General features: G+C 63.1%; 24 protein-coding genes. 6 read left to right on the forward strand and 18 right to left on the reverse strand.

Annotated elements, in window-relative coordinates; genetic code table 11:
• The first annotated feature begins 16 nt into the window (after nucleotides 1-16).
• A complete protein-coding gene (locus tag AC1DWQ_RS07495) occupies nucleotides 17-511 on the forward strand; it encodes a (2Fe-2S)-binding protein (protein ID WP_477669081.1) in 495 nt (164 codons plus the stop codon).
• Nucleotides 508-4,152: a molybdopterin cofactor-binding domain-containing protein gene (locus AC1DWQ_RS07500; RefSeq protein ID WP_477669082.1), complete on the forward strand. Its 3,645-nt coding sequence runs from the start codon at nucleotides 508-510 to the stop codon at nucleotides 4,150-4,152. The genes AC1DWQ_RS07495 and AC1DWQ_RS07500 overlap by 4 nt, the downstream gene beginning before the upstream one ends.
• Nucleotides 4,153-4,158: 6 nt before the next feature.
• On the opposite strand, the gene AC1DWQ_RS07505 is transcribed toward AC1DWQ_RS07500, so the two are convergent.
• From AC1DWQ_RS07505 to AC1DWQ_RS07560, 12 genes are all read right to left on the reverse strand, one after another.
• Nucleotides 4,159-4,869, reverse strand: coding sequence for an aspartate/glutamate racemase family protein (locus AC1DWQ_RS07505; RefSeq protein ID WP_477669083.1), 711 nt, complete (start codon nucleotides 4,867-4,869; stop codon nucleotides 4,159-4,161).
• Between the two features lie 18 nt (nucleotides 4,870-4,887).
• On the reverse strand, nucleotides 4,888-5,874 hold the full coding sequence (locus tag AC1DWQ_RS07510; protein WP_477669084.1) for a recombination-associated protein RdgC: 987 nt from the start codon (nucleotides 5,872-5,874) through the stop codon (nucleotides 4,888-4,890).
• A 146-nt stretch (nucleotides 5,875-6,020) separates the two neighbouring features.
• Entirely contained in the window at nucleotides 6,021-6,575 is a 555-nt protein-coding gene (locus AC1DWQ_RS07515; RefSeq protein WP_477669085.1) for an NUDIX hydrolase, read from the reverse strand.
• 131 nt (nucleotides 6,576-6,706) lie between these two features.
• A complete protein-coding gene (locus tag AC1DWQ_RS07520; protein WP_477669086.1) occupies nucleotides 6,707-7,675 on the reverse strand; it encodes an MBL fold metallo-hydrolase in 969 nt (322 codons plus the stop codon).
• 277 nt (nucleotides 7,676-7,952) lie between these two features.
• A complete protein-coding gene (locus tag AC1DWQ_RS07525) occupies nucleotides 7,953-9,005 on the reverse strand; it encodes a TRAP transporter substrate-binding protein (RefSeq protein ID WP_477669087.1) in 1,053 nt (350 codons plus the stop codon).
• 81 nt (nucleotides 9,006-9,086) lie between these two features.
• On the reverse strand, nucleotides 9,087-10,406 hold the full coding sequence (locus tag AC1DWQ_RS07530; RefSeq protein ID WP_477669088.1) for a TRAP transporter large permease: 1,320 nt from the start codon (nucleotides 10,404-10,406) through the stop codon (nucleotides 9,087-9,089).
• Nucleotides 10,403-10,912: a TRAP transporter small permease gene (locus tag AC1DWQ_RS07535; RefSeq protein WP_477669089.1), complete on the reverse strand. Its 510-nt coding sequence runs from the start codon at nucleotides 10,910-10,912 to the stop codon at nucleotides 10,403-10,405. The genes AC1DWQ_RS07530 and AC1DWQ_RS07535 overlap by 4 nt, the downstream gene beginning before the upstream one ends.
• 192 nt (nucleotides 10,913-11,104) lie before the next feature.
• On the reverse strand, nucleotides 11,105-11,800 hold the full coding sequence (locus AC1DWQ_RS07540; RefSeq protein WP_477669090.1) for a fumarylacetoacetate hydrolase family protein: 696 nt from the start codon (nucleotides 11,798-11,800) through the stop codon (nucleotides 11,105-11,107).
• Nucleotides 11,797-12,891 carry a gentisate 1,2-dioxygenase gene (gene gtdA, locus AC1DWQ_RS07545; RefSeq protein ID WP_477669091.1) on the reverse strand — a complete coding sequence of 365 codons (1,095 nt, stop codon included), beginning with the start codon at nucleotides 12,889-12,891 and terminating at the stop codon, nucleotides 11,797-11,799. The genes AC1DWQ_RS07540 and gtdA overlap by 4 nt, the downstream gene beginning before the upstream one ends.
• A gap of 36 nt (nucleotides 12,892-12,927) precedes the next feature.
• Nucleotides 12,928-14,292, reverse strand: coding sequence for an FAD-dependent oxidoreductase (locus AC1DWQ_RS07550; protein WP_477669092.1), 1,365 nt, complete (start codon nucleotides 14,290-14,292; stop codon nucleotides 12,928-12,930).
• A gap of 16 nt (nucleotides 14,293-14,308) precedes the next feature.
• Nucleotides 14,309-15,307, reverse strand: a complete 999-nt coding sequence (locus AC1DWQ_RS07555) for a Bug family tripartite tricarboxylate transporter substrate binding protein (RefSeq protein WP_477669093.1) — start codon at nucleotides 15,305-15,307, stop codon at nucleotides 14,309-14,311.
• A gap of 26 nt (nucleotides 15,308-15,333) precedes the next feature.
• Nucleotides 15,334-16,527 carry a 3-hydroxybenzoate 6-monooxygenase gene (locus AC1DWQ_RS07560; RefSeq protein ID WP_477669094.1) on the reverse strand — a complete coding sequence of 398 codons (1,194 nt, stop codon included), beginning with the start codon at nucleotides 16,525-16,527 and terminating at the stop codon, nucleotides 15,334-15,336.
• Between the two features lie 102 nt (nucleotides 16,528-16,629).
• Here AC1DWQ_RS07560 and AC1DWQ_RS07565 point away from each other — a divergent pair, with 102 nt between their 5' ends.
• The gene (locus AC1DWQ_RS07565; protein ID WP_477669095.1) at nucleotides 16,630-17,073 is read left to right on the forward strand and encodes a MarR family winged helix-turn-helix transcriptional regulator; all 444 of its coding nucleotides are present in this window, start codon (nucleotides 16,630-16,632) and stop codon (nucleotides 17,071-17,073) included.
• Between the two features lie 91 nt (nucleotides 17,074-17,164).
• On the opposite strand, the gene AC1DWQ_RS07570 is transcribed toward AC1DWQ_RS07565, so the two are convergent.
• Genes AC1DWQ_RS07570 through AC1DWQ_RS07585 form a run of 4 tightly spaced genes read right to left on the reverse strand, consistent with a single transcriptional unit; the run spans nucleotide 17,165 to nucleotide 20,739 of the window.
• Nucleotides 17,165-17,467: an antibiotic biosynthesis monooxygenase family protein gene (locus tag AC1DWQ_RS07570; RefSeq protein WP_477669096.1), complete on the reverse strand. Its 303-nt coding sequence runs from the start codon at nucleotides 17,465-17,467 to the stop codon at nucleotides 17,165-17,167.
• Nucleotides 17,468-17,486: 19 nt separating this feature from the next.
• On the reverse strand, nucleotides 17,487-17,819 hold the full coding sequence (locus AC1DWQ_RS07575; protein WP_477669097.1) for a 2Fe-2S iron-sulfur cluster-binding protein: 333 nt from the start codon (nucleotides 17,817-17,819) through the stop codon (nucleotides 17,487-17,489).
• Nucleotides 17,820-17,845: 26 nt separating this feature from the next.
• Nucleotides 17,846-19,330 carry a glutamine synthetase family protein gene (locus AC1DWQ_RS07580; protein ID WP_477669098.1) on the reverse strand — a complete coding sequence of 495 codons (1,485 nt, stop codon included), beginning with the start codon at nucleotides 19,328-19,330 and terminating at the stop codon, nucleotides 17,846-17,848.
• Nucleotides 19,327-20,739, reverse strand: coding sequence for a Rieske 2Fe-2S domain-containing protein (locus AC1DWQ_RS07585; RefSeq protein ID WP_477669099.1), 1,413 nt, complete (start codon nucleotides 20,737-20,739; stop codon nucleotides 19,327-19,329). Before AC1DWQ_RS07585 ends, AC1DWQ_RS07580 begins: the two co-directional genes overlap by 4 nt.
• 52 nt (nucleotides 20,740-20,791) lie before the next feature.
• Here AC1DWQ_RS07585 and AC1DWQ_RS07590 point away from each other — a divergent pair, with 52 nt between their 5' ends.
• Nucleotides 20,792-21,514 (forward strand): GntR family transcriptional regulator, encoded by a 723-nt coding sequence (locus AC1DWQ_RS07590; protein WP_477669100.1) that lies wholly within the window; start codon nucleotides 20,792-20,794, stop codon nucleotides 21,512-21,514.
• Nucleotides 21,515-21,529: 15 nt separating this feature from the next.
• Here AC1DWQ_RS07590 and AC1DWQ_RS07595 read toward each other — a convergent pair whose 3' ends face one another.
• Both AC1DWQ_RS07595 and AC1DWQ_RS07600 read right to left on the reverse strand, forming a co-directional pair.
• Nucleotides 21,530-22,783 carry an SGNH/GDSL hydrolase family protein gene (locus tag AC1DWQ_RS07595; protein ID WP_477669101.1) on the reverse strand — a complete coding sequence of 418 codons (1,254 nt, stop codon included), beginning with the start codon at nucleotides 22,781-22,783 and terminating at the stop codon, nucleotides 21,530-21,532.
• Nucleotides 22,784-22,795: 12 nt separating this feature from the next.
• Complete coding sequence (locus AC1DWQ_RS07600; protein WP_477669102.1) at nucleotides 22,796-23,998, reverse strand: MFS transporter; 1,203 nt, start codon at nucleotides 23,996-23,998, stop codon at nucleotides 22,796-22,798.
• 120 nt (nucleotides 23,999-24,118) lie between these two features.
• Here AC1DWQ_RS07600 and AC1DWQ_RS07605 point away from each other — a divergent pair, with 120 nt between their 5' ends.
• A complete protein-coding gene (locus tag AC1DWQ_RS07605) occupies nucleotides 24,119-25,072 on the forward strand; it encodes a LysR family transcriptional regulator (protein WP_477669103.1) in 954 nt (317 codons plus the stop codon).
• A gap of 145 nt (nucleotides 25,073-25,217) precedes the next feature.
• A complete protein-coding gene (locus AC1DWQ_RS07610; RefSeq protein WP_477669104.1) occupies nucleotides 25,218-25,706 on the forward strand; it encodes an Lcl C-terminal domain-containing protein in 489 nt (162 codons plus the stop codon).
• Nucleotides 25,707-25,739 lie beyond the last annotated feature (33 nt).

Genomic DNA, 25,739 nt, shown 5'->3' on the forward strand with positions numbered 1-25,739 from the left:
TTATGGTTCGGTAAATATGGGTTTGACAGTCACGCTTTCCGTTAATCAGCAAAAGCGTACGCTGCCTGTTGCGGAGCAGGCCAGCCTGCTGACGGTGCTGCGTAACGATTTCGCGCTGAATGGCCCGAAATATGGCTGCGGTCTGGGAGAGTGTGGCGCATGCACCGTGCTGGTCGACGGTGTGGCGGCACGCGCTTGCGTTATTCCGGCGTGCGGCGTGGCGGGCCGCGAAATCACCACCCTTGAGGGTCTGGGTACGCCGGCGGCCCTTCACCCGGTCCAGCAGGCGTTTATCGAAGAGCAGGCCGCCCAGTGCGGCTACTGCCTGAACGGCATGATCATGATGACCGTCGCATTGCTGGCGCGAAACCCCGCGCCTGGCGAGGATGACATACGCCGCGAGCTGTCAGGCAATCTCTGCCGCTGCGGCACGCACCTGGAGATCGTGAAGGCTGTGCTGCGTGCGGCAGAGCTGACGCGCCAAAGCCTTGCCCGGGGTAACTCGCCATGACGCGTCGCGCCGATGCGCCCCTGACACGCGCCGATTTTCATGCGGCCAGCGGCGTCTTGCTGGTGAGCCGCGAGCCGCCGCCGGCGCCTCCACCCGCCCGTGGCCAACCTGCACTGGTCAGCGCCAATCCGCAAGAGGGCGTTGAAATACTGGTTGCCGTGTGGGATGACGGCAGCGTGACGGCCCTGAACGGCCATGTAGATCTTGGCACCGGTATCCGGACGGCCCTGGCGCAGATCGTGGCTGAAGAGCTGGACGTTGCGCTCGGGCAGGTCAGCATGGTTCTTGGGGACACGACGCGCGCACCCAATCAGGGGGCCACGATTGCCAGCGCGTCCATCCAGGTTCATGCCGTCCCTTTGCGGGCCGCGGCGGCGCAGGCACGCGCGTGGCTGGTGACGCGTGCCGCCGGCGTGCTGCAGGTGGACCCTTCCCTGCTCGCCGTGCGAGACGGCGTTGTTTCCGTGGTGGGGCAGGACGATAAATCGGTGACGTATGGCGCATTGCTGGTCAATGAGCATGCACATCTCTCGCTGGTGCCGGGCACCCCTGTCAAGGATGCTGCCGACTACCGCCTGGTGGGGACCAGCGCGGCACGCCTGGATATCCCGGCCAAGGCCACCGGCGCTCTGACGTTTGTGCACGACATGCGCGTGCCCGGCATGCTGCACGGCCGCGTCGTGCGGCCACCTTATGCCGGCGCCGACAACGGCGACTTCATCGGCAATACGCTGGAATCAGTGGATGAATCATCGATCGCGCACATTCCGGGCATTCGCGCGGTGGTGGTGATCCGCGACTTTGTCGGCATTGTCGCGGAGCGCGAAGAGCAGGCCGAACAGGCGCTGCGTGAATTGCGTGTCAGCTGGAAGCCGTGGCCCGGTCTCGCCAATCTGGGCGACCTTGAGCAGGCGATCCGCAACAACCCGGCCACGCAGCGCAGGCTTGTCGACGAGGGCAACGTGGACACCGCGATGGCAAGCGCGGCACAAGCCCTGGCGCGCAACTACGTCTGGCCCTATCAAATGCACGGCTCCCTCGGGCCCTCGTGCGCCGTGGCCGACTGGCAGCAGGAGCGCCTGACGGTATGGGCGGGAACCCAAAACCCCCATGTGCTGCGGGCCGATTTATCACGACTGATCGGCCTGGCCGATGTCGCCATTGATGTGATCCGCATGGAAGCGGCAGGCTGCTACGGGCGAAACTGCGCTGACGATGTGGCGGCAGATGCCGCGCTGCTGTCGCGTGCCGCAGGCTGCCCCGTGCGTGTGCAACTGACGCGTGAGCAGGAAAACGCCTGGGAACCCAAAGGCGCCGCCCAGCTCATGCAAGTGAACGGCGGGTTGAATGCCGACGGATCGGTGGCTGCGTATGACTTTCAAACCTCATACCCTTCAAACGGCGCTCCCACGCTGGCGCTTTTGCTCACGCGCACCATTGAGCCTGTTGCGCAGGCCTATGAAATGGGCGATCGGACCGCCCGGCCGCCCTACGACTACGCCAACATGCGCATCGCCGTCAATGACATGGCGCCGCTGTTGCGTGCGTCATGGCTGCGCGGTGTCTCGGCGCTGCCCAATTCATTCGCGCATGAGTCCTACATCGACGAACTGGCAACAGCAGCCGGTGTCGATCCGGTGGAGTTTCGGCTGAGGTACCTGAAAGAGCCGCGCGCTGCCGAGCTGGTGCGCGCCACGGCCGAGCGCGCCGGCTGGATGGCGCATACGACACCGCAGCAGCAGCCGGCAGCGCCAGGTGACCCACAGGACGTCGTGCGCGGCCAGGGCTTTGCGTATGCCCGCTACATGCACAGCAAATGGCCGGGGTTTGGGGCGGCATGGGCGGCCTGGGTGGCCGACGTCGAAGTGAATCGCAAGACGGGCGAGGTGCATGTCCGGCGCGTCGTGGTAGGGCATGACGCCGGCACGCTGATCAACCCCGCCGGGGTTCAGCACCAGATCCATGGCAATGTAGTGCAGACGACCAGCCGTGCACTCACGGAACAGGTCACGGTGTCGCCCAAAACAAATCAGGTGACCAGCCTGGAATGGGGAAGCTATCCAATCCTGAACTTCCGGGACGTGCCGGTGATTGAGGTCGTGACCATGGCGCGCCCCGGTGAGCCACCGCTTGGCGCCGGAGAGTCGTCTTCGGTGCCGGGTACGGCAGCTATTGCCAACGCCATTTTTGATGCCACCGGCGTGCGTTTTCGCCAGCCGCCTTTCACGCCAGAAGTCGTACGTGCTGCGCTCAACCCGGGGCTCGCGGCCGCGCCAGCTATCCCGGCGGCTCCGGCCCGGTTGCCAAATCCCGCACCTGAGGGCACGGCATGGCCGAAAGGCATGGCCTGGTGGTCCCGCGCAGGCGCCTTGCTCGCGGGGGTTGTGGGCATCGTGTGGGCGCTGGCAGGCGGCCGGTCGGTCATCGCCCCGGTGGCGCAGAGCGGCGCATCCGTCTACACCGCCGCAACCCTGGAGCGCGGCCGGCAGCTCGCTGCCGCGGGCGATTGTGTGGTGTGCCACACAGCACCCGGCGGCATACCCAATGCCGGCGGCAGGGCCATGGATACGCCTTTCGGAAAGATTGTTACCACCAACCTCACGCCCGATGCGGACACCGGAATAGGTTTGTGGTCTTTTAGCGCCTTCCAGCGCGCCATGCGTGAAGGAATTTCCCGCGATGGTCACTATTTGTATCCCGCGTTTCCCTATACCGCGTTCGCCAAAACCAGCGATGAAGATCTGACCGCGCTGTATGCCTACCTGATGGCCCAGCCCCCCGTGCGATCAGAACCACCGGCCACGCGGCTGGCTTTTCCCTTTGGTGTGCGGCCGCTGATGGCTGGATGGAATGCCCTGTTTCATGACCCGGCACCTTACCGGGTCGACCCGGCGCAGACTGCCGAATGGAATCGTGGTGCCTACCTGGTCAACGGCCTGGGCCATTGCGGCGCCTGCCACACGCCACGCAACGCCGCGGGCGCAGAGCGCAGCGGGAAGGCTTTTTTAAGCGGGGCCGTGGTGGATGGCTGGGACGCTCCGGCGCTGACCGCGCTCTCGCGTGCGCCCGTGCCCTGGAACGCCGCGGAACTGTACCGCTACCTGCGTAGCGGCTACTCTTCGCAGCGCGGTATTGCCGTGGGCCCCATGGCGCCTGTGATCAAGGAACTGGCTGCCTTGCCCGAAGAAGATATTCGTGCAATGGCGGCTTACCTCGTGTCTTTTAATGAGCCAACTACGGAAGCCGAAAGCGTCCAACGCAGCAGGCAGGTCGTCTTGTCCACCCGGCAATCTGCCGGCAACTTGCCGGGCCCTGGCCAGCGCCTGTTCAATGGCGCTTGCGCATCGTGCCATCACGATGGCGACGGCCCGCGACTGCTGGGTGTGAACGTGCCGCTGGCCCTTAACAGCAAGCTGCACAGCGAGCGGCCCGACAATCTGGTGCGGGTGATCCTTGAGGGAATTCAGTCACCGGCGAGCAAAGATATCGGGTTCATGCCGGCTTTTCGCCATAGCCTGGATGATGCCCAGGTTGCAGCGCTGGCTGCTTATATGCGCGGACGCTATGCCCCCTCGGAACCGGTCTGGCAGGATTTGCCGGCAATCGTTTCACGGCTTCGCGCCACGCCGGGCCAGCACTGAATCTTTTCAATCAGGCGAAGGCCGCGCGGCCTGCGTCGCCCTGACAAGCGCCGCGCGCGCCAGCAGGCGTGTGGAGTCCAGAGTCGGCAGGGGCGAGTTTGAATCGCTCATGATCAGGGGGATTTCCGTGCAGCCCAGGACGACAGCATCACAGCCGTTGCTTTTCATCCGGTCAATGACTTTCTGAAAATACCCGATCGCTTCCGGCTTGAAGACACCGTACACCAGCTCGTCCATGATGATGCGGTTGATTTCGTCGCGCTCCGCGCCATCTGGACGCAGGTATTGCAGTCCGCGGGCCGCGAGCTTGTCGGGGTAGACCTCACTGTCGACGAGCCATCGCGTGCCGGTGATGCCGATGCGCCGGAACCCGCGCCTGGCCGCTTCTTCGGCAACGACTTCTGCGATATGGAGCCAGGGCAGGGGGGATCGTTCCTGTACGTAAGCAAACGCCTGGTGAATGGTGTTGTCGGGGCAGACCAGGAAGTCCGCCCCGGCTTTTGCGAGCTTGTGCGCGGAGGCGAGCATGATGTCGCCCACGCCGTCCCAGTCGTTGCGATAGATGCACGCCATGTAATCTGAAAGCGACGGCGTATGCATGGACACTTCAGGGTGGGCATGCGGCCCCATGGACCCGGCGCCTTCCACACAGATGGTTTGATAACAAAGCGCAGCGCCTTCGGCGGAGCAGCCGACGATACCGATGTGTTGGGGCATGACCTGTCTCCGTATTTGCTACGCGGGCTCTGGCACCGGGTCGGCAGCAGGCGAGGTGGCCGGGTGCGGTGTGACTTCTCCCTCAGCGAGTTCCCCTCCCAATGCCTCCAGCATGTCCGGAATCAGCGAAGACAGCTCGCCGGTAATGATGGCCGCATGGCTGTCAAAGCCGTCGTCGTCCTTGCCGCTTTCCTGTACGCCGTCCAGCACCACATCGAGCAGCTTGAGTTTTTTCAGCTGCGCGGTTTCCGTCAGCACAAAAGACACGCGCTCGTTCCACGTCATCGCCAGCTGTGTGGGTAGTTTGCCGGCAGCAATGTGCTGGGCCACTTCGTCGATCTCCAGCGTGTGGCGCGAATAGCGCACCGTGGACTTCTGGTCATCGGGTGTCTTGAGCTCGCAGTCGCGGTCTACCGTGAAGTTATATGGCGCTTCCCGGGTCGACAGCCAGTGCGACATGGCAGCAGCGGCCGACATTTGCGTCTGGACGGGGCTGACCTTCAGGCCGGGCAGGGCGCCCGGCACCTCGCTCAACGCTTCCACGAAGTAACTCACGATTTTGTCGGCACCTGTGAGGTTGCCGGAGTCAACCACCAGGAATTTGTTGACGACGTCGATCCAGAGCGTGGTGGTCGAGCGTTTGGTGAAGGCGCGCGGCAGCAGGTCCAGCATGACTTCCTGCTTGAACTCTTTTTTGATCTTGGCGCCCACGCGTTCGCGGCCGGTTTCTTCCTTGTATTTTTCGATGCGTTCTTCCACCGCGGCCTTGATGGCGGACGAAGGCACAGGGCGGCGTTCGGTGCAGAGGCGGGCGATTAACTGGCGGCCCACGCTTTCGAGCAGTACGGTGCTTTTGTTGCCGCGCGGTGGCACCCAGCCACTGGATTCAGGCTCTGTTGCGCCGCAGGGAACGAAACGGTGGGACTGGAAAATTTCTTCAAGCACGTCCAGCGGAGGAAGCACAAAATCGTCGGCAATGCGGAAAAAGATTGCGGTGTTGAACATGAAATCCGGGGAAGAGGTTAAAAAAGAGACTGCCGGAAGGCCGATGAGGGGGCGGAAAATCCGCGGTGAGAACCAGCCGGATACAGAGAAATTCTACCGGGCGCCCTGTCTGCAGAATGTAACGGCCGGCAAGGGCTTGAAGACCTTCATTCAATATCAAACGAATGGATGCCGTAGGCACCCTTGCGGCGGTCTTCGAAGTACTGCTCCAGCGTCTGCTTGACCGTCTTGAAGGCAATTTCGTCCCAGGGAATTTCGGCCTCAGTGAACAGTTTGGCCTCCATGGTCTCATGGCCTGGATTGAATTCGGTGCTCAAAAGCCGAGCCCGGTAATACATGTGCACCTGCCCGACGCGCACCACGTTCATAACCGTGAAAAGGCCCTGCATTTCATATTGGGCGCCGGCTTCTTCATCGGTTTCACGGGCTGCGCCCTGCGAGGTGGTTTCGCCCAGCTCCATGAAGCCGGCAGGCAAGGTCCACTTGCCCCGGCGCGGCTCGATATTGCGTTTGCAGAGCAGCACTTGCGCGCCGTCCTCGCCCCAGCTGGGCACGGTGCCGACGACATTGAGCGGGTTTTCGTAGTGAACCGTGTTGCAGGCCGGGCAGACGGCCCGCTCTTTCGTGTCACCGTCGTCCGGCAAGCGATAAGCCACGGCGGTGCCGCAGACGCGGCAGTGGTTCAGGGGCGGACGTTGCATCAGATGAGTGTAGCGGCTTTGCGCCGGCCGAGGCCTGCCAGGGGGCACTGCAGGCCCCCCGCAGTGCTATAAAAAACGTAGCTGCTTACGCCGATGCTTATTGGGTGCATGGCCTATTTTGCTTACCCTTCCTATTTGAGTGACGAGTAATTCACCGGGACCCAGGCGTATGCCTTGCCCGCGCCCTTGCGCACATGGCCAAGGCCAGGGAAGGCGATATGCGCCGCGCCGACCAGGTAGCCATTTTTGGCGGCATCGGCGTAGGCCTTGGCGCGTTCCTTGGCGGCCGGTGGGGACTCGGAGTCAAACTTGATGGTGACCTCCGGGTTGTCGAACTGGACTGCCGCCACATGCATCAGGTCGCCCCACAGCATCAGCTTCTCCCCCTTGCTTTCCACCACATACACGCTGTGGCCGGCGGTGTGGCCGTGAGCGGGCTGCGCCTTCACGCCGGGCACGAGCTCGGTGACGCCTTCAAAGGTCTTGAGCTTGCCGGCCGTTGCGTAAGGCTTGATGGACGCCATGGCACCCTGGAAAAAGCCTTGGGATTCTTTGGGCGCTGCGTTCATTTTGGCTTCATCCAGCCAGAAGTCGGCGTCCGCCTTGTCCACACGCACAACGGCATTCGGAAACGCCATGGCGCCGTTCACCACCAGGCCGCCCACGTGGTCGGGGTGCATGTGGGTGATATAGATCTCGTCGACCTGCTCGGGCTGGTAGCCGGCGGCTTTGAGGTTGGCCTGCAGGCTGCCCAGCGTCGGGCCGAAGAGGCCGGACGCACCCGTGTCGATCAGCACCAGCTTGCTGCCGGTGTTGATGAGGTAGGCATTGACTGAAGTCTCGACTGCGTCAGGTAAAAAAGAACGCTTCAGTGCCGCGCCGACTTTCGCCGGCGTTGTGTTGGTGAGCAGGTCTTTCACGGGCAGCTTGACAGTGCCGTCCGACAGGGCGGTGACTTCAAAATCGCCCAGCGTGACGCGGTAGTAGCCGGGCGCCTGGCTCTTGACCATGGGGCCGGCCGCAAAAGCGGGCAAGGTGAAAGAAGCGCTCAGGCTTGAGGCCAGGATGGTGGCTGCCAGGGTTTTCAAAAAGCGTGACATGAAAAAACTTCCTTGGGTAAATGGAATGATGGACCGGACTCACCCGTCATACGGGGACCGGGTGGATTCTTATGCAGGCGCGCCATGAATGAAGCCGCAGCCGCAGTAACCCGGCTGTCGTGCTGGTTTTGCCCGAAGTGGAGTGCTATTAAATCAGGAGCCGATTGCGCCCGTATTCATTGGGCTGAAAGCCGAAAAGGCATAAGAACATGGGTAGGGCATAAAAAAACCGGGCATAAGCCCGGTTTCATGAATGCGCACCCAGCACGGGTATTGATCAAGTCTTGGTCGTCTTGGTGTGCTTTTCAATCAGGGCGCGTGCCGTGTCCAGCAGCTTCTTGCCGTCAAAACCCTTCTTGTTCATGTCTTCCACCCATTCGACTTCCACCGTACGCGATTTGCGGCGGAATTCCTGGGCTTCGGCCGCGCTCACGGTGTAAATCGTGTTGCCGCGGTCACTGGCGGTCTTGCGGCCGGGAACGTCGTTGCCCTGCTGCACCTTGCCCAGCCATGCCGAGGTGGCCATGCCGGAGTTGTTGTCGATGACCTTCTTGAGGTCGGGTGCGAGCGAGTTGTATTTCGCCTTGTTCATGGCCATCACAAAGGTGGTGGTGTAAAGGCTGCCGCCGGCGGGGTCGAACTCGGCATGGAATTTGGTGAGCTCGTTGACCTTGACCGAAGGCACGACTTCCCACGGAATCACGCACCCTGTAATGGTGCCCTTGCTCAGCGCGTCGGGAATCTGCGGCAGCGGCATGCCGACGGGCGTGGCGCCCAGCACGCCCATGAGCTTGGTGACCTGGCGGGTCGGCGCGCGCAGCTTGAGGCCGCGCATGTCGGCAATCGACTTGACGGGCTTGTCGACCGTGTGGATCACACCGGGGCCGTGCACCTGCAGCGCCAGCACCTGCGTATCCTTGAATTCATCGGGTGCAACGGTTTGCACGTATTCCCAGAACGCCTTGGAAGTCGCTTCGGCGTTGGACATCATGAAGGGCAGCTCAAACACCTCGATCCGCGGGAAGCGGCCGGCCGTATTGCCGGGCAATGTCCACACCACGTCAACCACGCCGTCTTTGGCCTGGTCGTAGAGCTGTACAGGCGTGCCGCCCAGCTGCATGGCCGGGTAGCCTTCAAACTTGATACGGCCGCCGGATTCTTTTTCGACCTTGTCCATCCAGGGCTTGTGCATGGCCAGCCAGACATTGGACGAGGGCGACATGAAAGTATGGAACTTCAGTGTCACGGCCTGCTGGGCCAGGCCCGACAGCGCCGGTGCGCCCAAGGCTGCGGCGGCGCTGGTCTTGAGAAGGGTTCGTCGCTGAATCATGGCGTGTCTCCTATAAACAATTTGACTAACTTAAGGCAAGCGGATGGGTTTGAGAAGCGGTAAAAGCCCTAGCCATAGACCCTAGCTGATGTATTTCACCAGCCACAGCGATATGCCCGGGAACAGCAGCAGCAGGGTGGTGCGGATGGTGTCGCTGATGAGGAATGGCATGACACCTTTGTAGCTTTCGCTGATAGGCACGTCTTTGGCCAGGCCATTGACCACATAGACGTTCAGGCCCACCGGCGGCGCCAGCATGCCAAAGCCGACCGTCATCAGTACCATGATGCCGAACCAGATCGCGGTGGATTCCTTGGCCATGCCGAAATCCAGGCCCATCACCATCGGGAAAAAGATGGGAATCGTCAGCAGCAGCATGGACAACTCGTCCATCACGGCCCCCAGCACCACGTAAAACAGCAGGATGGCCGTGACAACCATCAGCGGCGACAGTCCCCAACCGCCGACCACGCCGGCGAGCTGGTTAGGCACCTGCGTCAGGGCCAGGGCGGAGTTCATGAGGTCGGCGCCTATAAAGATCAGGAAGATCATGGCCGAGCTTTCCGCCGTGGCATAAAAGCACAGCTTGAATTTGGCCCAGGTGATCTCGCGCTTGAGCAAGGCGGCTACGAAAGTGGCGGCGGCACCCACCGCGGCGCCTTCAGTCGGCGTAAACAGGCCGCCGTAAATGCCGCCGAAGACGATCAGGAAGATGATGGCGATGGGCAGTATGCCCAACGCGGAGGCCATCGTCATCGGCGGCCTGTCGTTGTCTACCTCGGGCGCCTGTCCGGGCACCAGCCGCACGTAGATGGCAATGGCCACCATGTAGCCGAACATCGCGATGATGCCCGGCACCATGGCCGCCGCAAACAGCTTGGCGATATTCTGCTCGGTGAGGATGGCGTAAATCACCAGCGGCACCGATGGGGGGATCAGGATGCCCAGGGTGCCGCCGGCTGCCAGAGTGCCCGTGGCAAGCCGGCCTGAATAACCGTGGCGTTTCATCTCTGGCAGTGCCACGCCGGTGATGGTGGCGGCCGTGGCCACCGAGGAGCCGCAGATGGCGCCGAATGCCGCACAAGCCAGGATGGACGCCATGGCCAGACCGCCCTTGAAGCGGCCCATCACGCCTGCCGCAAAACCGAACAGCGCGCGGCTGATGCCGCCCTGCGTCGCGAAATGCCCCATCAGGATGAAGAGCGGAATCACCGACAGGTCGTAGCTGGCAAAGCGCGCAAAGGCCTGGGTGTTGAGGAAGCTGGAAAACGGCCCCCAGCCGGTCTGCATCACGTAACCGATGGCGCCCGCGGTAAACATGGCAACTGCGATAGGCACGCGCACGGCCATGAAGACCAGCATGATGCCGAAAATGACGAGAGCCAGCGTGATGGAGCTCATACGTGTGCCTCCAGCTCGTCCAGCGGATTGTGCGGCGCATGGGCGTCGCCGAAGCCGAAGACGGATTGGTACACACCGATCACGCAGGTCAGCACAAAGGGCGGAACCATGGCGGCATACACCGTCCATTCGGGAAATCCCAGGATCTGGGTTTCAGAGTGCGTGTTGTACGAATTGAGGCCGCCCAGCACCGTGCGCCAGGCCAACAGGGCAAACACCAGGCCCAACAGCAAGGCACCGAAACGGTCCAGCCTGTCGTTCGAGGTTTCGCCCAGTTTGGCGGTGAAGAAGTCGACGATGATGTTGCCGCGTTTGATCTGGCAAAGGGGCATGAACAGCGCGATCGCGGCCCCGGTGACCACACCGGTGAGTTCGAAGTCGCCGACGAGGGTCGCGCCCAGCAGGTTGCGGCCAATCAGGCTGGCACAGGTCATGAGCGTGATCACCGTGAGCAGAACGCCGGCCAGCACAGCGCAGAATTTTGCAAGGGACTGCAGGATTTTCAAGAAGGCTCTCCAAAAAGCAGGTCTTGGCATTTGGGAGCTCCCAAAAACCGGGTAAGCCGATTATCAGAATTGAGGAGGCAAGCAGTCAGGCGGGTTACCCCGGGTAAAACGGGGTATTTGCGCGGTGATTAAAGCAGTTGCGCGGTTATCGCGCAGCTGCCCCGCCGTGACATGCGCTTGCCAACACCTTGTTCAGATGACTTTGACAGTGAGTGTTTCCAGCCCCGCTACACCGCCGACCATGGTGTCGCCCGAAACCACGGCCGCGACGCCTTCGGGCGTGCCGGTGTAAATCAGGTCGCCGGGCTGCAGCTCCCATGCTGCCGACAGGTGTTCAATGGTTTCGGCAATATTCCAGATCAGCTTGGAGACATTGCTGCGCTGGCGATCCTTGCCGTTCACCTGGATGTAGAGCTCGGCATTGGCCACGTCACCGGCCTGGCCAGCGGGTGTGATAGGGCCGATGGGGGCGGAGTGGTCATAGGCTTTACCAATGCACCATGGGCGGCCTTGCTTCTTCATCTCGCCCTGCAGGTCGCGGCGCGTCATGTCCAGGCCCACGGCATAACCGTAGATGTGCTTTTGCGCGTCGGCGGCCTTGATGTTTTTACCGCCGGTGCCAATGGCCACGACCAGCTCGATTTCATGGTGCAGGTTCTTGGTCAGCGATGGGTAGGGGATGGTGCCCGTCGCGCCGGCGTCCACCACGACAGCGGCATTCGCGGGTTTGAGGAAAAAGAAGGGCGGCTCACGGCCGGTAAAGCCCATTTCCTTGGCGTGTTCTTCGTAGTTGCGGCCCACGCAATAAATGCGGTTGACCGGAAACCGGTCTTTGGTGCCGACAACGGGGACGGACACCGCGGCCGGTGGGGTGATGACAAAACTCATGACAACCTTTCTTCTCTGTGTATGCCCAGTGCCAGATGCACCGGGCGGTCTGAAAAACTGAACAGCACACAACCTTGCGCCGAACGCAATTGCGCAGTGTGCCACGACGGAATCACAAAATGGTCGCGCGGGCCAAACTCGAACGTCCGGGTTTCGCCGTTCCGTTCAATGTCAACGGAGCCCGTGCCCTCAACCACGCTGAACACGGCCCCGTCAGTCTGGCGCCAGGGCTTGCCTGCAAAGCCTGCCGGCAGGCGCTGCATGAAGGTGGCCATGGTCGGCATGGGTGAGCCGCCGGTGGCCGGATTCACATAGCGCAGCTTGACGCCGTCCCAGGCATCGATGTCGGCATGGGTTTCCAGCTGGTGCAGGGTTTCGCGCGTGCGGTCGTAGGGGTAGCTGAAGATGGGCGAGGTTTCACCGAACGGGGCGTCATACCGCATCGGCAGCATGTTGGCGCCATAGCGGTGGGTGCTGATGCCTTCGGGCTTGGTGACTTCCTGTTGCCTGGCCGTGCCGTTTTCGGCGAAACCGGCATCGAAAAAGCGCAGCATGGGTATGTCCAGGCCGTCCAGCCAGACTACGGGCGCGTCAGATTCGACACGGCCTTCGTGGCCATGGTCGTGCCAGGTCCAGCTGGGGGTGATGATGAAGTCGCCGGGTTTCATCTGCGTGCGTTCGCCATCCACGGCGGTGAAGGCGCCATGGCCTTCCACCACGAAGCGCAATGCGCTTTGTGTGTGGCGGTGGCTGGGCGCTATTTCGCCCGGCATGATCACCTGCAGGCCTGCGTACAGCGACTGCGTGATGCACGACTGTCCGCGCAGGCCGGGGTTTTCCAGGATCAACACACGGCGCACGGCCTCTTCGGCCGTGATCAGTTCGCCCGACTTCATCAGGAAGGGCCATACGTCGGTGTACTTCCACAGCGCCGGCTGGCAAGGCGTGCTGGGCGACTGCGGCACCAGCGCATGCAGCACTTCCCACAGCGGCGTCATGCTGTGCGCCGAGATGGCTTCATAAAAGGCCTTGCGTGCTGCGCCGTGGGGTGCTGAGGGCCGGCCTGGGGCGGTAGGGGGCGTCATGTCCATGATGGATGTCCAGTCTCTGGGGTGAAAGATCGCCGCTTAAAGGTCGTTATCGAAATACACGCCGTCCCGCGTGAGCAACTGCTGCAGCTGTTTCACGTCGGTATCGGAAAAAGCCTGCCCGGCGCCCGGCATGGCCGCCGCCGTGCCCGCTGCCTGGCCCATCACAAAGCAACCGCCGCTGGCGCGCGCGGCCGACTGGCCTTCGTGCGTCATCGAGGCGCAGCGACCGGCCACCAGCAGGTTGGCGACACCTTGCGGCACCAGCATGCGCCAGGGCAAGTCGTTGTAGGCGCGGCCTTCAGCCGCGTCCACGTTGTGCGGAAACTGCCAGTCGATCCGGCCATCGGCATGCAGTTCCATTGGCCAGGCATTGATGCCGATGGCATCGTCAAAGCGGGCCGATGAAAGGATGTCTTCACCGCTCAGTGCATAGAGCCCTTGGATACGGCGCGTCTCGCGGATGCCGACCTGCGGCGCGATGTCGACGATGGCCGAATCCGCAAAACCCGGCACTTCATGCTTCAGGAAGCGGAAGTATTCGGTGATCTGGCGCCGGCCTTCAAGCTCGCCCTCGCTGAGCTGCCGCGCGTCGGTGGCATCCATGGCCGTACCTTGCGCGTTGCGTATCTGCGTGACGTTGGCGCGCCATTCGGTCGGGTTCTTCTGGGGGCGGAGGATGGCACCTTCACGGGGAAACTTGTAGCGGCCTGGCTCACGCGCCTGGCTCTCGGCCATCAAGATGTTGATGGCTTTGAATTCGCCCACAGCCGCCAGCGCGCGGGGTGCGTCCACGTGGCCGACGCGAAACATGGTGGAGGGAAACAGCGCGCTGCCGTGCCCGTCGCCCAGCTCAAACGGCACACCGGCAAAGTTCGCCACATCGGCGTCGCCCGAGCAGTCGATGAAACGCGCGGCACGAATTGCCTGGCGGCCGGATTTGGTCTCGACCACCAAAGCGCTGATGCGGTTGCCCTCCATCACCACCGCAGCAGCCCAGGCGTGAAAAAGGATTTGCACACCGGCCGCCACCAGCAACTGGTCGGCTGCGCACTTGTAAGCCGACACGTCGTAGGAGCGCACGCGGATGCGGCCCTGCATGCCGTCCTGCGGCGCGTTGAGGCCACCCAGCGCGTCAATGCGCTGCAGCAGGTCGTCGGCCACGCCGCGCACCACCTGTTGTATCCGGCCGCTTTTGCGGCCGTAGAGGCCCGCGAAATTGGTGACGCCGCCGGCTGTGCCCATGCCGCCTAGAAAGCCGTAGCGTTCCACCAGCAAGGTGCGTGCGCCGTGCCGCGCGGCGCTGACGCTGGCAGCAAGCCCTGCTGGCCCGCCGCCGATTACGACGACATCGAATTCGCCGTAGACGGGCAGGGGGCGTGCGGGCTCTGTGATCGTGGGCATGGCTGTCTTTCGCTGCCTATTCGAGTTTGATACCGCGCGACTGGATGATGCCGCCCAAAATGGCGGCTTCGTCTTTGACGCGGCTCCTCAGGCCGTCGGGCGAAGTGCCCACAGCTTGCCACCCCTGGTTAAACAACTTTTGCCGCGTGTCGGCGTCGCGGATGATGCGCGGCACTTCTTGCGCCAGCCGCGCCTGGGCGGCTTTGGAGAGGCCCACCGGGCCGATCAGCGCCGTCCACACTTCGAGGTTGACGTTGGTCACGCCGGCATCGGCCAGCGGCGGCACCTCGGGCACAAGAGAAGAGCGCCCGCCGGCAAGGCCGATCGCCCGAAGCTTTCCCGACCGCACATGCGGCATGGCCACGCCGGGCGGGATCAGCGCCATCTGGATCTGGCCGCCCAGCATGGCGGTCACCACCTGCGGGTTGCCGGCGAAGGGCACGTGAACAGGTGTGACGCCGGGCATGCGGCTTTTCAGCAGTTCCATGCCCAGATGTGCGACCGAGCCGTTGCCGACTGAACCATAGTTCCATTGGCTGCCGCCCTGGCGTGCGGCAGCGAAGAATTCGGCGCCACCGGGCTGGCTCGCAGGCGCTACCAGCACCAGCGGTGCGGTGGTCAGCAATGAAATGGGCGCAAAGTCTTTGGCCGGGTCATAGGGCAGTCTGGAGTACAGCAGCTTGGCCGAGGTCAGGTTGCCGTTGATGACGACGCCCAGCGTATGGTCGTCAGTGGCTTTGGCGACCTGGTCGGCCGCGATGTTGCCTGACGCGCCGGGTCTGTTTTCCACAATCACGGGTTGGCCGAGGGCGTGGCTCAGGGGTTCGGCCAGGCTGCGCGCCGCCATGTCGGGCGTAGAGCCGCCCGGAAACCCCACCAGGATGCGCACCGGCCTGGTCGGCCAGGCCGCATCTTTTAAGTCTTTTGGAGATGCAGCCCACGAGGGATAAGCGCAAGCAGCTATCAAAAGCGTAGCAATTATCCGGAGGGCAGCGGTGTTGGGAAGAAGAGTCATGACAATCCCTGGGGCTTTTGAAACCGTCATTGGAACAGTTTTGACGGCTCGATTCCGTCGTACATCCACTTCAGGCCGGCGAAACCCGCGCTCTCGGTGCCGCTCTGGAACATCTGGTTGCGCAATTCGCGTTGAACACCGGCCGCATGGTAAATATCACCGTAAAAACGGGCAGTCAATTGCACGCGGCCAGTGCGCAGGTAGCGCTTTTGCTGGTATTTCTGAAAAGCCTTTGGCACATCGCCGCGGGTAAAGCGCAGCGCTTCACGCAGCACGACGGCGTCTTCAATAGCCTGGCCGGCGCCTTGGGCCAGGTACTGCAGCATCGGGTGGGCGGCGTCGCCCAGCAGGGTCACGCGCCGGTCGGTCCAGTTTTTCACGGGTTCGCGGTCGCACAGCACCCACATCTTCCAGGTCTCGATTTTCCCCAGCAGTTCCTTGACTTGTGGGCAGGCATCGGCGAAACGCTCGTTAAGCTCGGCTGTATCGCCAAAGGTGTTCCAGCCCTCATCGTATTTGTTGCTGTGAAAAACAGCCACCAGGTTGAAGAGTTCGCCGCGGCGCAGTGGGTAGTGAACCAGATGGGTTTTCTCGCCGCCCCAAAGCAGCACATCGTCGCTCCACAGATGAGCCGGAACATCCTCACGCCTGAGCACGGCGCGGTAGGCGATATGCCCCGACACGCGAGGTTTGCCGTCGCCCACCACGGCTTCACGGATGCGGCTCCAGATGCCGTCTGCGCCTATCAGCGCGCTGCCTTCAACGGTTTCTCCGCCTGCAAGGTGCACAGTCACGCCGCTTTCCGACTGGTCAAACGACTCCACCCTGGCGCTGGTGCGCAAGGTGACGTTGGGCTGCGCCCGGCAGGCATTGAGGAACACCTGGTGCAGGTCGGCGCGGTAAATCACGCCATAAGGAAAGCCATAGGTGGCGCGGGCCAGGTCGCCAAGCGGGACACGGACAACCTTCTCGCCCGTGCGCACATCGTTCATGCCAAGACCGGTGGGAAAGAACGCCACACGGTTGACGGCTTCAGTGAGGCCCAGGTAGTCAAACATGCGGAAAATATTGGGACCGAGCTGGATGCCGGCGCCGATCTCGCCAAAACTCGCCGCCTGCTCCATGAGTGTCACGGCGCGCCCGTCCTGCGCGAGCACCAGGGCCGCGGCCAGCCCGCCGATGCCGCCGCCCGAGATGAGGATGGGGGATGTGTGTGACATGTGTGAGAGGGTATCAGGGGGGCTTTGACAATGATAAGTATGCTTATCATGTATGTCCCTAGTACATACCCTGAGCGCAAAGCTGAACGGTAAACTCGGCAAATGGCAAAAAGCTTTAACTTCAGCGAGGCCCCCGGGCACTTGATTCGCCGGGCGCAACAACTCGCGGTTGCGATCTTCATGGAGGAAACAGCCGGTTTTGACGCGACGCCTGTGCAGTTCGCCATCCTGAACGCCTTGATGGACGACCCGGGCGAAGACCAGATCACGCTGTCGGGCCGCGTTGCCTTTGACCCGGCCACTTTCGGCTCGGTGATCGGTCGGCTGGAAGCCAAAGGCTGGGTCAAGCGGGAGGCTGACCCATCTGACAAGCGCCGCAAATTGCTGTGGACGACGCCCGAAGGGGAAAAAGTTGCACTGCAGATGAAACGTGCTGTCAGCAAGGCACAGCAGCGCATCGTGAGTCCGCTGGATGATGACGAGCGGGTGCAGCTCGGCGTGTTGCTTGGGAAGCTGATCAGCGGCCACGAAAACGCGGCCAGGTAGCCGGCATCGGAACTGCGCGCAGACAATAAAAAACGGGGCCGTCAGCCCCGTTTTTTATTGTCTGCCTGTTTGCCAGGCCCTGGCCAAAGGCTCAGGCTGACTTGGCCACCAGGGCGAAATGCTCCACCGTGGGCGGGCCGGCAAAGAAGGGCCCGACAATGGCTCGCCAGTCGGCAAAGGCGGGCGACTGACGAAAGTCGACGGTGTGGTTTTCCAGTGTGTCCCAGAAGATCTGCAGGATGTAGCGCTCAGGGCTTTCAATGCCCTTGTTGACCTTGAAACCTTGAAAGCCCCTGGCTTTGGAAATGACTTCGCGGATGCCGCGCTGGATGGCTTCGTCAAAAGCTGCTTGCTGGCCCGGGTGAATGCGGATGTCGGCGAGTTCGAGAATCATGAACAACTTTCTGAAGTAATTAATACTGGGTAGCCGGCAACTCTACCGTCAATCCGTCGAGCGCGGGCGTGAGCTTGATCTGGCAACTGAGCCGGCTGTTGGGAAGGCGCGGCGCGGCGGTAAATGCCAGCATGCCGAGCTCTTCGCCATCAGGTGGCGGCAGGGTTTGCGTGTCCGAGGAAAAAGGCTCCTGCACGTGTACATGGCAGGTGGCGCAAGTCAGCAGGCCGCCGCAGTCGGCGGCAATGCCGTCAATGCCTGCGGCCACTGCGGCTTCCATCAGACTTTTGCCAACCTTGCCTTTTACCGGCGTGGAGCGGCCGCCCGATTCGATGAAATGGATGGTGATCATGTTTTTTTTAGGGATGGCCGTGGCGGCTAGATCCGGCTGAAGTATTCACGTCTTTGCCAGTCGTCCTGGTCCTGGGCCTCGGCATGGCGGGTGATTTCGGCCTGTTTGACTCGCGTGAGGTAAGCCACGAACGCGCTGCCGAATGCCTCCACCAGCGCCCTGTCGCCTTGCAAGGCTTGCAGCGCCTCTTCGAGACTGGTGGGCAATTTCTCGGCGGTGTCACCATAAGGCGCGTCGGTGGCCGGCGGGGCTTTCAGGCGGCGCGCGATGCCGTCCAGCCCGGCGTGGATTTGCGAGGCCAGATAGAGATAAGGGTTCGCGGCGGGTTCGCCGAGGCGGTTCTCGATACGTGTGCCGTTGTCGTTGCATTGGCCAACTACGCGCAGCATGGCACCGCGGTTGTCCCGGCCCCACAAAATCGATTGGGGCGCCAGCGCATTCGGCCGAAAGCGGCCGAAACCATTGATGGTGGGCGTGCAGAAGGCCGTCATGCCGCGCGCATGCGCGAGCAACCCGGCGAGGTAGTGTTCGCCGGTTTCGGTCAGCATGTACTGCGCGTGCACGGGTGTGCTTCCGTCCGCGGGGCTTTGGCGTTTGAAGGCGTTGGCACCGGTTTTCAGGTCCACCAGTGACTGGTGCAGATGCCAGCCGCTGGACATGATGTTGGGAAAGGGCGGGCGACACACGAAGGTCGCGTGGTAACCGGCACGCCGCAAGGCCTGCTTCACCGCGCTGCGAAACAGCACCATGTTGTCGGCGGCAGTCAACGCATCGGTGGCTTCAAACACCGCCTCGACCTGGCTGGGCCCCAGTTCGATTTCCAGCGACAGCAGTGGCAGGCCCAGCGCCTGCGCCGTGCGCTGCACGATGCGCAGCGGCTCTTCGGCCATGTCCGCCCATTGCTCTGACAGGAGGTGGTAGCCGGGATGGATCATGCGCACCTCCGGCGGCAAGCCCGGCCAGTCGGCCAGCGCCGGGTCAAGCTGGGGAGCGTTGCCACCCTCGGAAATCCGGTAAATGTGGAACTCGATCTCCAACCCGCACTTCATGCTGTAGCCGGCCTCCGCCAGTTTGGCGAGAGCATCTTGCAGTACCCGGCGCGTGTCGAGTTCTACCGGGCGGCCGTCGGGAAACCATGGCTGGCATTGCACCCAGCCGGTTTTGTCGGCCCAGGGCAATTCTTTCAAGCTTGCCGGGTCGGCCAGCAGCATCACATTGCCGCCAAATTCAAAACCCGGCAGTTCGTCGGCGCCGCCGGCCTCGAACACTTTGTACGCGGTGCGGTCGGCGGTGTCCTTGAGCAGCAATGTGCTCACCATGCCGACGCCGTCCGTCATGGCTTGTCCGGCTGAAGAGGCCACCAGTGTCTTGCCGCGCAGCATGCCGTGCAGGTCGCACCAGGCAAAACGTACCAGCTCCAGGCCGCGCGCCTCGATGCGCCGCGTGGCATCGGCCAGCGCAGCCTGCCTTGCGGCGTCGTGCACTCCGCATTGCACCGCAAAGCTGCTCATGGTTGAGTGACGGTGCTGGGTGAGTTGGAGGTGGCCCCGGCGCCCAGCCACGGCGCACTCTCGCGTTTGGTGCGGGCGGTTTGCTGCCACCACGCGGCCCATTCACCGGCCGGCGCAATGCCGTCCACCGTATCGGGACCGGTGATCACCCTGGCCTGCGCAGGGTCGGCAATGCCGGGCGCCACACCGCCGTTTTGCACGGTCTCAATCGCCTTGAGCAGCACGCGCCGGTTGGCCATGATGACCTTGTCGGAGGTGGCCAGGTGTTCGCGTGTGCGGTCCTGGATTTCGCCCATGCTTTCCACGGCCCATTGGTCGTGCACATTGATGTCTTCTTCGCCCATGCCCAAGTAGGTGGTGCTCATCTGCTCTTCGGCGTTGAAGCCCCAGTTGTTGTGGCGGCCCGCTTTGGGGATGTAATCGGGCAGGGCAATGAACTGCTGGCGCTGCGCGCGCATGCTCTCGCGGTCCAGCGGGGCGCCAAAGCTGGTGAAGAAGGTGTACCAGTAGGTGTTCGTGTCGTCTACCGGCACATGCATCTGCGTGATGGTCATGGTTTCCGACAGCGGAATCACAAACGTGGCCGGGAAGATCGCGTTGGTCACGCGCACATGGGTGAGTTTATCGGTCATGGCGCGCAGCGCGGTCAGCTGCATGCCCCAGGGCTTGCTTTCAAAGCTGATGTCGGGTTGGGCGAACTCGCGCATGATGCGCGTCATCGGCCACTGCTCGCCATCCTTCGTGCCGGCGCTGGCGCTGCGAAACTGCTTGCCGGCCGGGTTCTGGCCGATTTCATCGAGCGGATCGTCCTGCAAAAAGCGATGCAGGAAAGACGGGTGCGCCGGGTCGATTCCCACCTCGAAAGCCTGCAGCCAGTTGGCGTTCCACAAACCCTTGAAGGCAAAGCTGTGCGTGGACGGTGCGGTAAAACAGTCAAAAGCGGGGAAGGGCGGCGGTGTACTGCCTTCGTCGCCCAGCCAGGCAAACAGCACGCCGGCTTTTTCAATGACGGGATAGCTGCGCTGGCGTATGCGTTCGCACAACTTGCTGCCTGTGGGCTCTGCCGGGGTTTCCAGGCAGCGGCCGTCGGTGGCGAACTTCCAGCCGTGAAAAGGGCAACGCAGGCCGCCGCCTTGCGCGGCGCTTTCGCGGCGGCCAAACGACAGGTCGGCGCCGCGGTGTGTGCAGTCGCGGTCCAGCAGGCCCCATGCGCCGGAGGCGTCCTTGAACAGCACCAGATCCTGGCCGAACAGCTTCAAGGCCTTGACCGGGCGGATTTCCATGCGCGGGTCCAGCGCCGGATTGAACTCATCCACCAGTGCAGCGGGCTGCCAGTATTGGCGCAGCAGCTTGCCGCAGGGCGTGCCCGCGGTGATGCGGGTGAGCAGTTCGTTCTGTTCAGCGTTCATGGAGACCTCAAAACGGTATACCGAAATTAAAATTCAGTGTACATTCTCGGGCATGAACTTGCAAGAAACCGTTTTGATGCAGTTGCGCGACCTGATCCTGCGTGGCGAGTTTGAGCCGGGCCAGCGCCTGGCCGAGCAGCAACTGGCCGAACGCCTGGGCGCCTCGCGCACACCGGTGCGGGCCGCGCTGGTCACGCTGGAGCAGGAAGGGTTGGTCGAGGCCAACGACACCGGCAAATACCTGGTGCGCCAGTTCACCCCGCGCGAAGTGGCCGATGCGATTGCAGTGCGTGGCCATCTGGAAGGCATGGGGGCGCGGCTGGTGGCTGAGCACGGCGTGTCACGCCAGCTGCAGCTCGATTTGCAGTCTTGCCTGGATGAAGGTGACCGCGCGCTAGCGGCCAACCCGCTGGGCTATGACAACTACGCGGCCTATGCGGCCATGAACGACCGCTTCCACGCGCTCATCCTGGAGGCCAGCGGCAACCGTGCACTGCAACGCGCGATCGAATTGAACGACAAGCTCCCCTTCGCGTCTGCCTCGGCCATGTTGCCCATGCAGTCCACGCTGGAGCAGGACCGGGACTGGATGCACTACGCGCACCGCCAGCACCACATGCTGTTTGCAGCGCTCAAGGCTGGGGAGGGCGCGCGTGCGCAGGCGCTGGCGGTGGAGCACACCGAGGTCGCGCAGATGAACATGCGCATGGCGCTGCAGCGGCGCGCCGAAACCGAAAGCCTGATGCCGGGCTTGCGCCTGGTCGTCGGTGGTTAAGCCGCAGGCGCTTTATTAGCGTTCGCCCAGCAGCAGCTTCAGGTCAATGGATTCGGCAACCGCCTTGTTGCCGGCATCACCCAGGTGCAGGTGGTCGCCCGAGTCATAGGCGGGCAGGATGCGCAGCGGGTTCTGCGGGTCGCGCACCACCGCATCGAAATCCAGCACCGCATCAAACTCGCCGCTGCGCATCCACGCGTTGATGCGCTGTCGCACGGCGTCTTTTGCGGGGCTGTAGTAATTGGCAATCGGCGAGCCCGGCATGGTCAGCGCGCCCTCAAAGGGTGTCAGCGTGGCGCCGACGATGCGCACGCCCCGGCTTCTGGCGCGCGCAATCAGCTGGCGGTAACCGGCTATCAGCGCGTCGGTCTGTATGGCGGGCTCCTTGGGTTCGAGGGTGCTGCCGGGCCAGCTGATGTCGTTGATGCCCATGAGCAGCACCACGCTGGTGACACCGGGCTGGTTCAGCACGTCGCGCTCAAAGCGCGCCAGCGCATTCATGCCCATGTGGTTTTTGAGAACCCGCCCGCCCGAGATGCCGGCATTGAGGACAGCCACGTTGTCCCCGGCCAGGCGGCGCGCCAGGAAGTCCGGCCACCGCTGATCGGTGCCTGGAGTTGATGCCGCGCCGTCGGTGATGGAGTCGCCAAAGGCCACCACGCTGCGTGTGCCCGGTGCGGCCTCCACCAGCACGGCGCTGAGAAAGAGGCGGCTGTTCACCGTGGCATCTGCCTTAAGGACGCTCGCGTTCGCGGCATTGCCTGCAGCAATCTGCGCGGGCTGCAGGCCGTCCCAGTGGATGGTGGTGAGTGGTGTCGTTTGTGGGAAGTAGAGGCTGACCGACAGGCGGCTCAGCGGCGCGACCGGCATCTCGACCGGGTCACTCATCACGACAGCGCTTGCCGGTACGGCGACTGTCTGCTGGCCGCCAAAGGTCAATGCCTTGCCGGCTCCGTCAGTGGGCGCTATCTGGGCCGCGCCTATTTGCAAGGCCTGCGAGCCGTATTCGTTCGACAGCACAATGCGCACGCGTGAGCCGCCCACGCTGGCCCGGACGGTCTGGCGTACTGTCTGGTCGTGAAGCGTGGCGGGAAGGCCCAGCGGCAGCACAAAGTCATCGCGCCAGATCGGCTGGGGGCTGGCCGTCCAGCTTGGCGTCCATGCGTTGACATCGGCTGCCCGCGCCTGCGGCAAAACGCTGGCGGCCAGCAACGTGAATGAAAGAAGGACTTGACGCGCGCGCCGCTTTGGAATGAAAAATGTGTTCATGGTGTGGTTCTCTCAGCAGATGACGGGGATGGCGCGCGGCTCGGCCTTGTCGCGCGACAGGCTGTACAACGTGACCGCGATGCCGGCCACCGTGATCAGCGCAGCCAGCCAGCTCAGGCCACCCAGGCCGAAGGAACTGCTGACGACCAAACCGCCCAGCCAGGCGCCCAGCGCATTGCCCACATTGAAGGCGCCGATGTTGAGGCTGGCCGCCAGGTTCTGGCCCGCGCCGTGCGCCTGCTGCAGCACGCGCATCTGCAGCGGCGCCACCGTGGCAAAAGAGGCCGCGCCCAGCAGCCCGACAAACACCACCGTGGCCACCGGCGAATGCAGCACAAAGCCCATCACGCCCAGCACCAGCGCCAGCGCGCCCAGCGTAAGCAGCAGCGACATCCGCAGCCCGTGGTCGGCCAGGCGCCCGCCCAGCAGGTTGCCCACAAAGAAGCCGCCGCCAAACACCAGCAGGATGGGCGACACTGCCGCCTCGCTGAAGCCGGTGATCTGCGTGAGGATGGGCTGGATATAAGTGAAGATCGCAAACAGGCCGGCGAAGCCGAGCACGGTCATCAACAAGCCCAGCAGAACCTGCGGGCGGGCCAGGCCGGCCAGTTCTTGCCGGATGGTCGAGGTACCGTTTTCAGCCGCGCTGCGCGGCACAAAAATGGCCAGCACCACAAAAGCCAGCAAGCCGATCAGCGTGACCACCCAGAAGGTAGAGCGCCAGCCGTAATGCAACCCCAGCCAGGCGCCAGCGGGCACGCCGAGCAGTGTGGCCAGCGACAGCCCGCTGAACATGATGGCAATGGCTGAGGCTTTTCGCTCGGGCGCGACCAGGCCGGTGGCCACGATGGAACCCACGCCAAAGAAGGTGCCATGCGCCATCGAGGTGATGATGCGGGCCGCCATCAGGCTGCCGTAGTCCGGCGCCAGCGCACAAGCCAGGTTGCCCAGCGTGAAGATGGCCATCAGCGCCAGCAACACGGTTTTGCGCGGCAGCTTGCGCGTGGCCAGCGTCAGCACCGGTGCACCCACCGCCACGCCCAGGGCGTAGCCGGAAATCAGCAGCCCGGCCGAGGCGATGGTGACGCCCAGGTCGGCGGAGACCTGCAACAGCAGGCCCATGATGACAAATTCTGTCGTGCCGATGCCGAAGGAGCCGGCGGTGAGGGCCAGAAGGCCTAAAGGAAGTGAAGGGAGTGATTTGCGCGCATCCATGAAAGTCGCCTAAAAAGAGGATGTGCTTAGTGTGGAGACGAAGTGCTATCTTGACTAGAATGTCATAAAGACAATCATTTGTGAATTCAATTCACAGTAATTCGCGAAAAATACCAGATCATGCCCCGCATAGACGTCAACCGCTCCGGCGAGATGGAGGCCTTTGTCCAGGTCGTGGACAAAGGCGGTTTTTCGGCCGCCGCCCGGCAGCTGTGCATGACCCCTTCGGCCGTCAGCAAGCTGGTGACCCGGCTGGAGGCGCGGCTGGGTACGCGGCTTGTCAACCGCACTACACGCAAGCTGCAGCTCACACCCGAAGGCACGACGTTTTACGAGCAGAGCACGCGCGTGCTGGCCGACATGGACGAGGCCGAGCGCGGCGCCGCGGCCGGCGCCATGCCGCGCGGGCGCGTCAGCATCAACGCCAGCATGCCCACCGCGCACTGCTTGCTGCTGCCGCTGGTGCCGGCCTTTCACGAGCGCTTCCCGGATATTTTGCTGGACATTACCTTGACCGACCGCGTAGTCGACCTGCTGGACGAGCGCACCGATGTGGCAATCCGCTGGGGCGCACTCGCGTCGTCCCAACTGGTGGCGCGGCGCCTGGGTGATACCGCGCAGGTGATTGTCGGCAGCCCTGATTACCTGGCGCGACACGGCACGCCGCGCACGCTGGAAGAGCTGGAGGCGCACCAGCGCCTGGCCCATACCTTCAAACGCAATATGCATTACTGGCCGGTGCGGGTAGACGGACAGATTCAGCAGTTGCCGATCACCGGCTATGCGCGTGCCAGCGACGGCGAGGCGCTGCGCCACCTGGTGCTGGCGGGCGCCGGGCTGGCCCGCATGTCGATGTTCCACGTCGGCCGCGACATTGACGCGGGCCGCCTGGTGCCGGTGGCTGAAAGCCTGAACCCGGGCGAGCGCGAACCCATCCATGCAGTATTTGTCGGCCGGGGCGGCCGCTTGCCGGCGCGCGTGCGCGTGCTGCTGGATTTTCTGGTTGAGCAGGTCACGCAGGAGGTTCTTGATGGTGGCGGGCTCGGGCATGACTACCAGCTGCATCAGCCCTGACGCCTGAATGCGCCCGCACACAAACAGTGCGTGTGTGCTAAGTACTACCCCCTACATAGGTTCCCTATGGTTGCAGCGAGATAACTTGCCTAGTATTGGTAACAAGTCGTAAGGCTGCGAGGCCACTCCGGCCATGGAGATTTCTATGCACCGCAATTCTGTTCACACCTTGGGTCTTTCCCTTTTGCTGTTGGCTTTGTCCAGTGCAAGTTTTGCGCAGGAGCGCTTCAGCGTGTCCGCAGACAACCAGGAAGTCACCGATAGCCGCACCGGCCTGGTCTGGCGGCGCTGCGCGGAAGGCATGGTCTGGAAGGGCAAGACCTGCACCGGGCAACCGGCTTTCCTGAACCATCCCGATGCGGCCGCGCGTGCCAAGGCGGCTTCCGCGCCGGAGGCCGAATGGCGCTTGCCGATTCTCAAAGAACTCTCCAGCATCGTCTCTGCACGAGAGGCTGACGTGGACAAGGCGGCGATAGATCCTAGTGCTTTTCCGGGCACGCCCGTGGCGCGCTTCTGGACATCGAGCAGCACCGGCCCGGGCTATTTCACCTTTGTGGGTTTCAGCGACGGCAGCGCCGGTGAAGCCCCGCGCGCCACGGCGGCCGTCGTGCGCCTGGTGCGCAATGCGAAGTAAGCGGCACCCAACGCCGGCGGCAGCCGGCGCATC

Source organism: Polaromonas sp. P2_G11, assembly GCF_056403595.1.

Bases quoted from the DNA above. Each gene is read 5' to 3' on its own strand.
- AC1DWQ_RS07495 (WP_477669081.1), top strand. From the start codon at position 17: ATGGGTTTGACAGTCACGCTTTCCGTTAATCAGCAAAAGCGTACGCTG.
- AC1DWQ_RS07500 (WP_477669082.1), top strand. From the start codon at position 508: ATGACGCGTCGCGCCGATGCGCCCCTGACACGCGCCGATTTTCATGCG.
- AC1DWQ_RS07505 (WP_477669083.1), bottom strand. From the start codon at position 4,869: ATGCCCCAACACATCGGTATCGTCGGCTGCTCCGCCGAAGGCGCTGCG.
- AC1DWQ_RS07510 (WP_477669084.1), bottom strand. From the start codon at position 5,874: ATGTTCAACACCGCAATCTTTTTCCGCATTGCCGACGATTTTGTGCTT.
- AC1DWQ_RS07515 (WP_477669085.1), bottom strand. From the start codon at position 6,575: ATGCAACGTCCGCCCCTGAACCACTGCCGCGTCTGCGGCACCGCCGTG.
- AC1DWQ_RS07520 (WP_477669086.1), bottom strand. From the start codon at position 7,675: ATGTCACGCTTTTTGAAAACCCTGGCAGCCACCATCCTGGCCTCAAGC.
- AC1DWQ_RS07525 (WP_477669087.1), bottom strand. From the start codon at position 9,005: ATGATTCAGCGACGAACCCTTCTCAAGACCAGCGCCGCCGCAGCCTTG.
- AC1DWQ_RS07530 (WP_477669088.1), bottom strand. From the start codon at position 10,406: ATGAGCTCCATCACGCTGGCTCTCGTCATTTTCGGCATCATGCTGGTC.
- AC1DWQ_RS07540 (WP_477669090.1), bottom strand. From the start codon at position 11,800: ATGAGTTTTGTCATCACCCCACCGGCCGCGGTGTCCGTCCCCGTTGTC.
- gtdA (WP_477669091.1), bottom strand. From the start codon at position 12,891: ATGGACATGACGCCCCCTACCGCCCCAGGCCGGCCCTCAGCACCCCAC.
- AC1DWQ_RS07550 (WP_477669092.1), bottom strand. From the start codon at position 14,292: ATGCCCACGATCACAGAGCCCGCACGCCCCCTGCCCGTCTACGGCGAA.
- AC1DWQ_RS07555 (WP_477669093.1), bottom strand. From the start codon at position 15,307: ATGACTCTTCTTCCCAACACCGCTGCCCTCCGGATAATTGCTACGCTT.
- AC1DWQ_RS07560 (WP_477669094.1), bottom strand. From the start codon at position 16,527: ATGTCACACACATCCCCCATCCTCATCTCGGGCGGCGGCATCGGCGGG.
- AC1DWQ_RS07565 (WP_477669095.1), top strand. From the start codon at position 16,630: ATGGCAAAAAGCTTTAACTTCAGCGAGGCCCCCGGGCACTTGATTCGC.
- AC1DWQ_RS07570 (WP_477669096.1), bottom strand. From the start codon at position 17,467: ATGATTCTCGAACTCGCCGACATCCGCATTCACCCGGGCCAGCAAGCA.
- AC1DWQ_RS07575 (WP_477669097.1), bottom strand. From the start codon at position 17,819: ATGATCACCATCCATTTCATCGAATCGGGCGGCCGCTCCACGCCGGTA.
- AC1DWQ_RS07580 (WP_477669098.1), bottom strand. From the start codon at position 19,330: ATGAGCAGCTTTGCGGTGCAATGCGGAGTGCACGACGCCGCAAGGCAG.
- AC1DWQ_RS07585 (WP_477669099.1), bottom strand. From the start codon at position 20,739: ATGAACGCTGAACAGAACGAACTGCTCACCCGCATCACCGCGGGCACG.
- AC1DWQ_RS07590 (WP_477669100.1), top strand. From the start codon at position 20,792: ATGAACTTGCAAGAAACCGTTTTGATGCAGTTGCGCGACCTGATCCTG.
- AC1DWQ_RS07595 (WP_477669101.1), bottom strand. From the start codon at position 22,783: ATGAACACATTTTTCATTCCAAAGCGGCGCGCGCGTCAAGTCCTTCTT.
- AC1DWQ_RS07600 (WP_477669102.1), bottom strand. From the start codon at position 23,998: ATGGATGCGCGCAAATCACTCCCTTCACTTCCTTTAGGCCTTCTGGCC.
- AC1DWQ_RS07605 (WP_477669103.1), top strand. From the start codon at position 24,119: ATGCCCCGCATAGACGTCAACCGCTCCGGCGAGATGGAGGCCTTTGTC.
- AC1DWQ_RS07610 (WP_477669104.1), top strand. From the start codon at position 25,218: ATGCACCGCAATTCTGTTCACACCTTGGGTCTTTCCCTTTTGCTGTTG.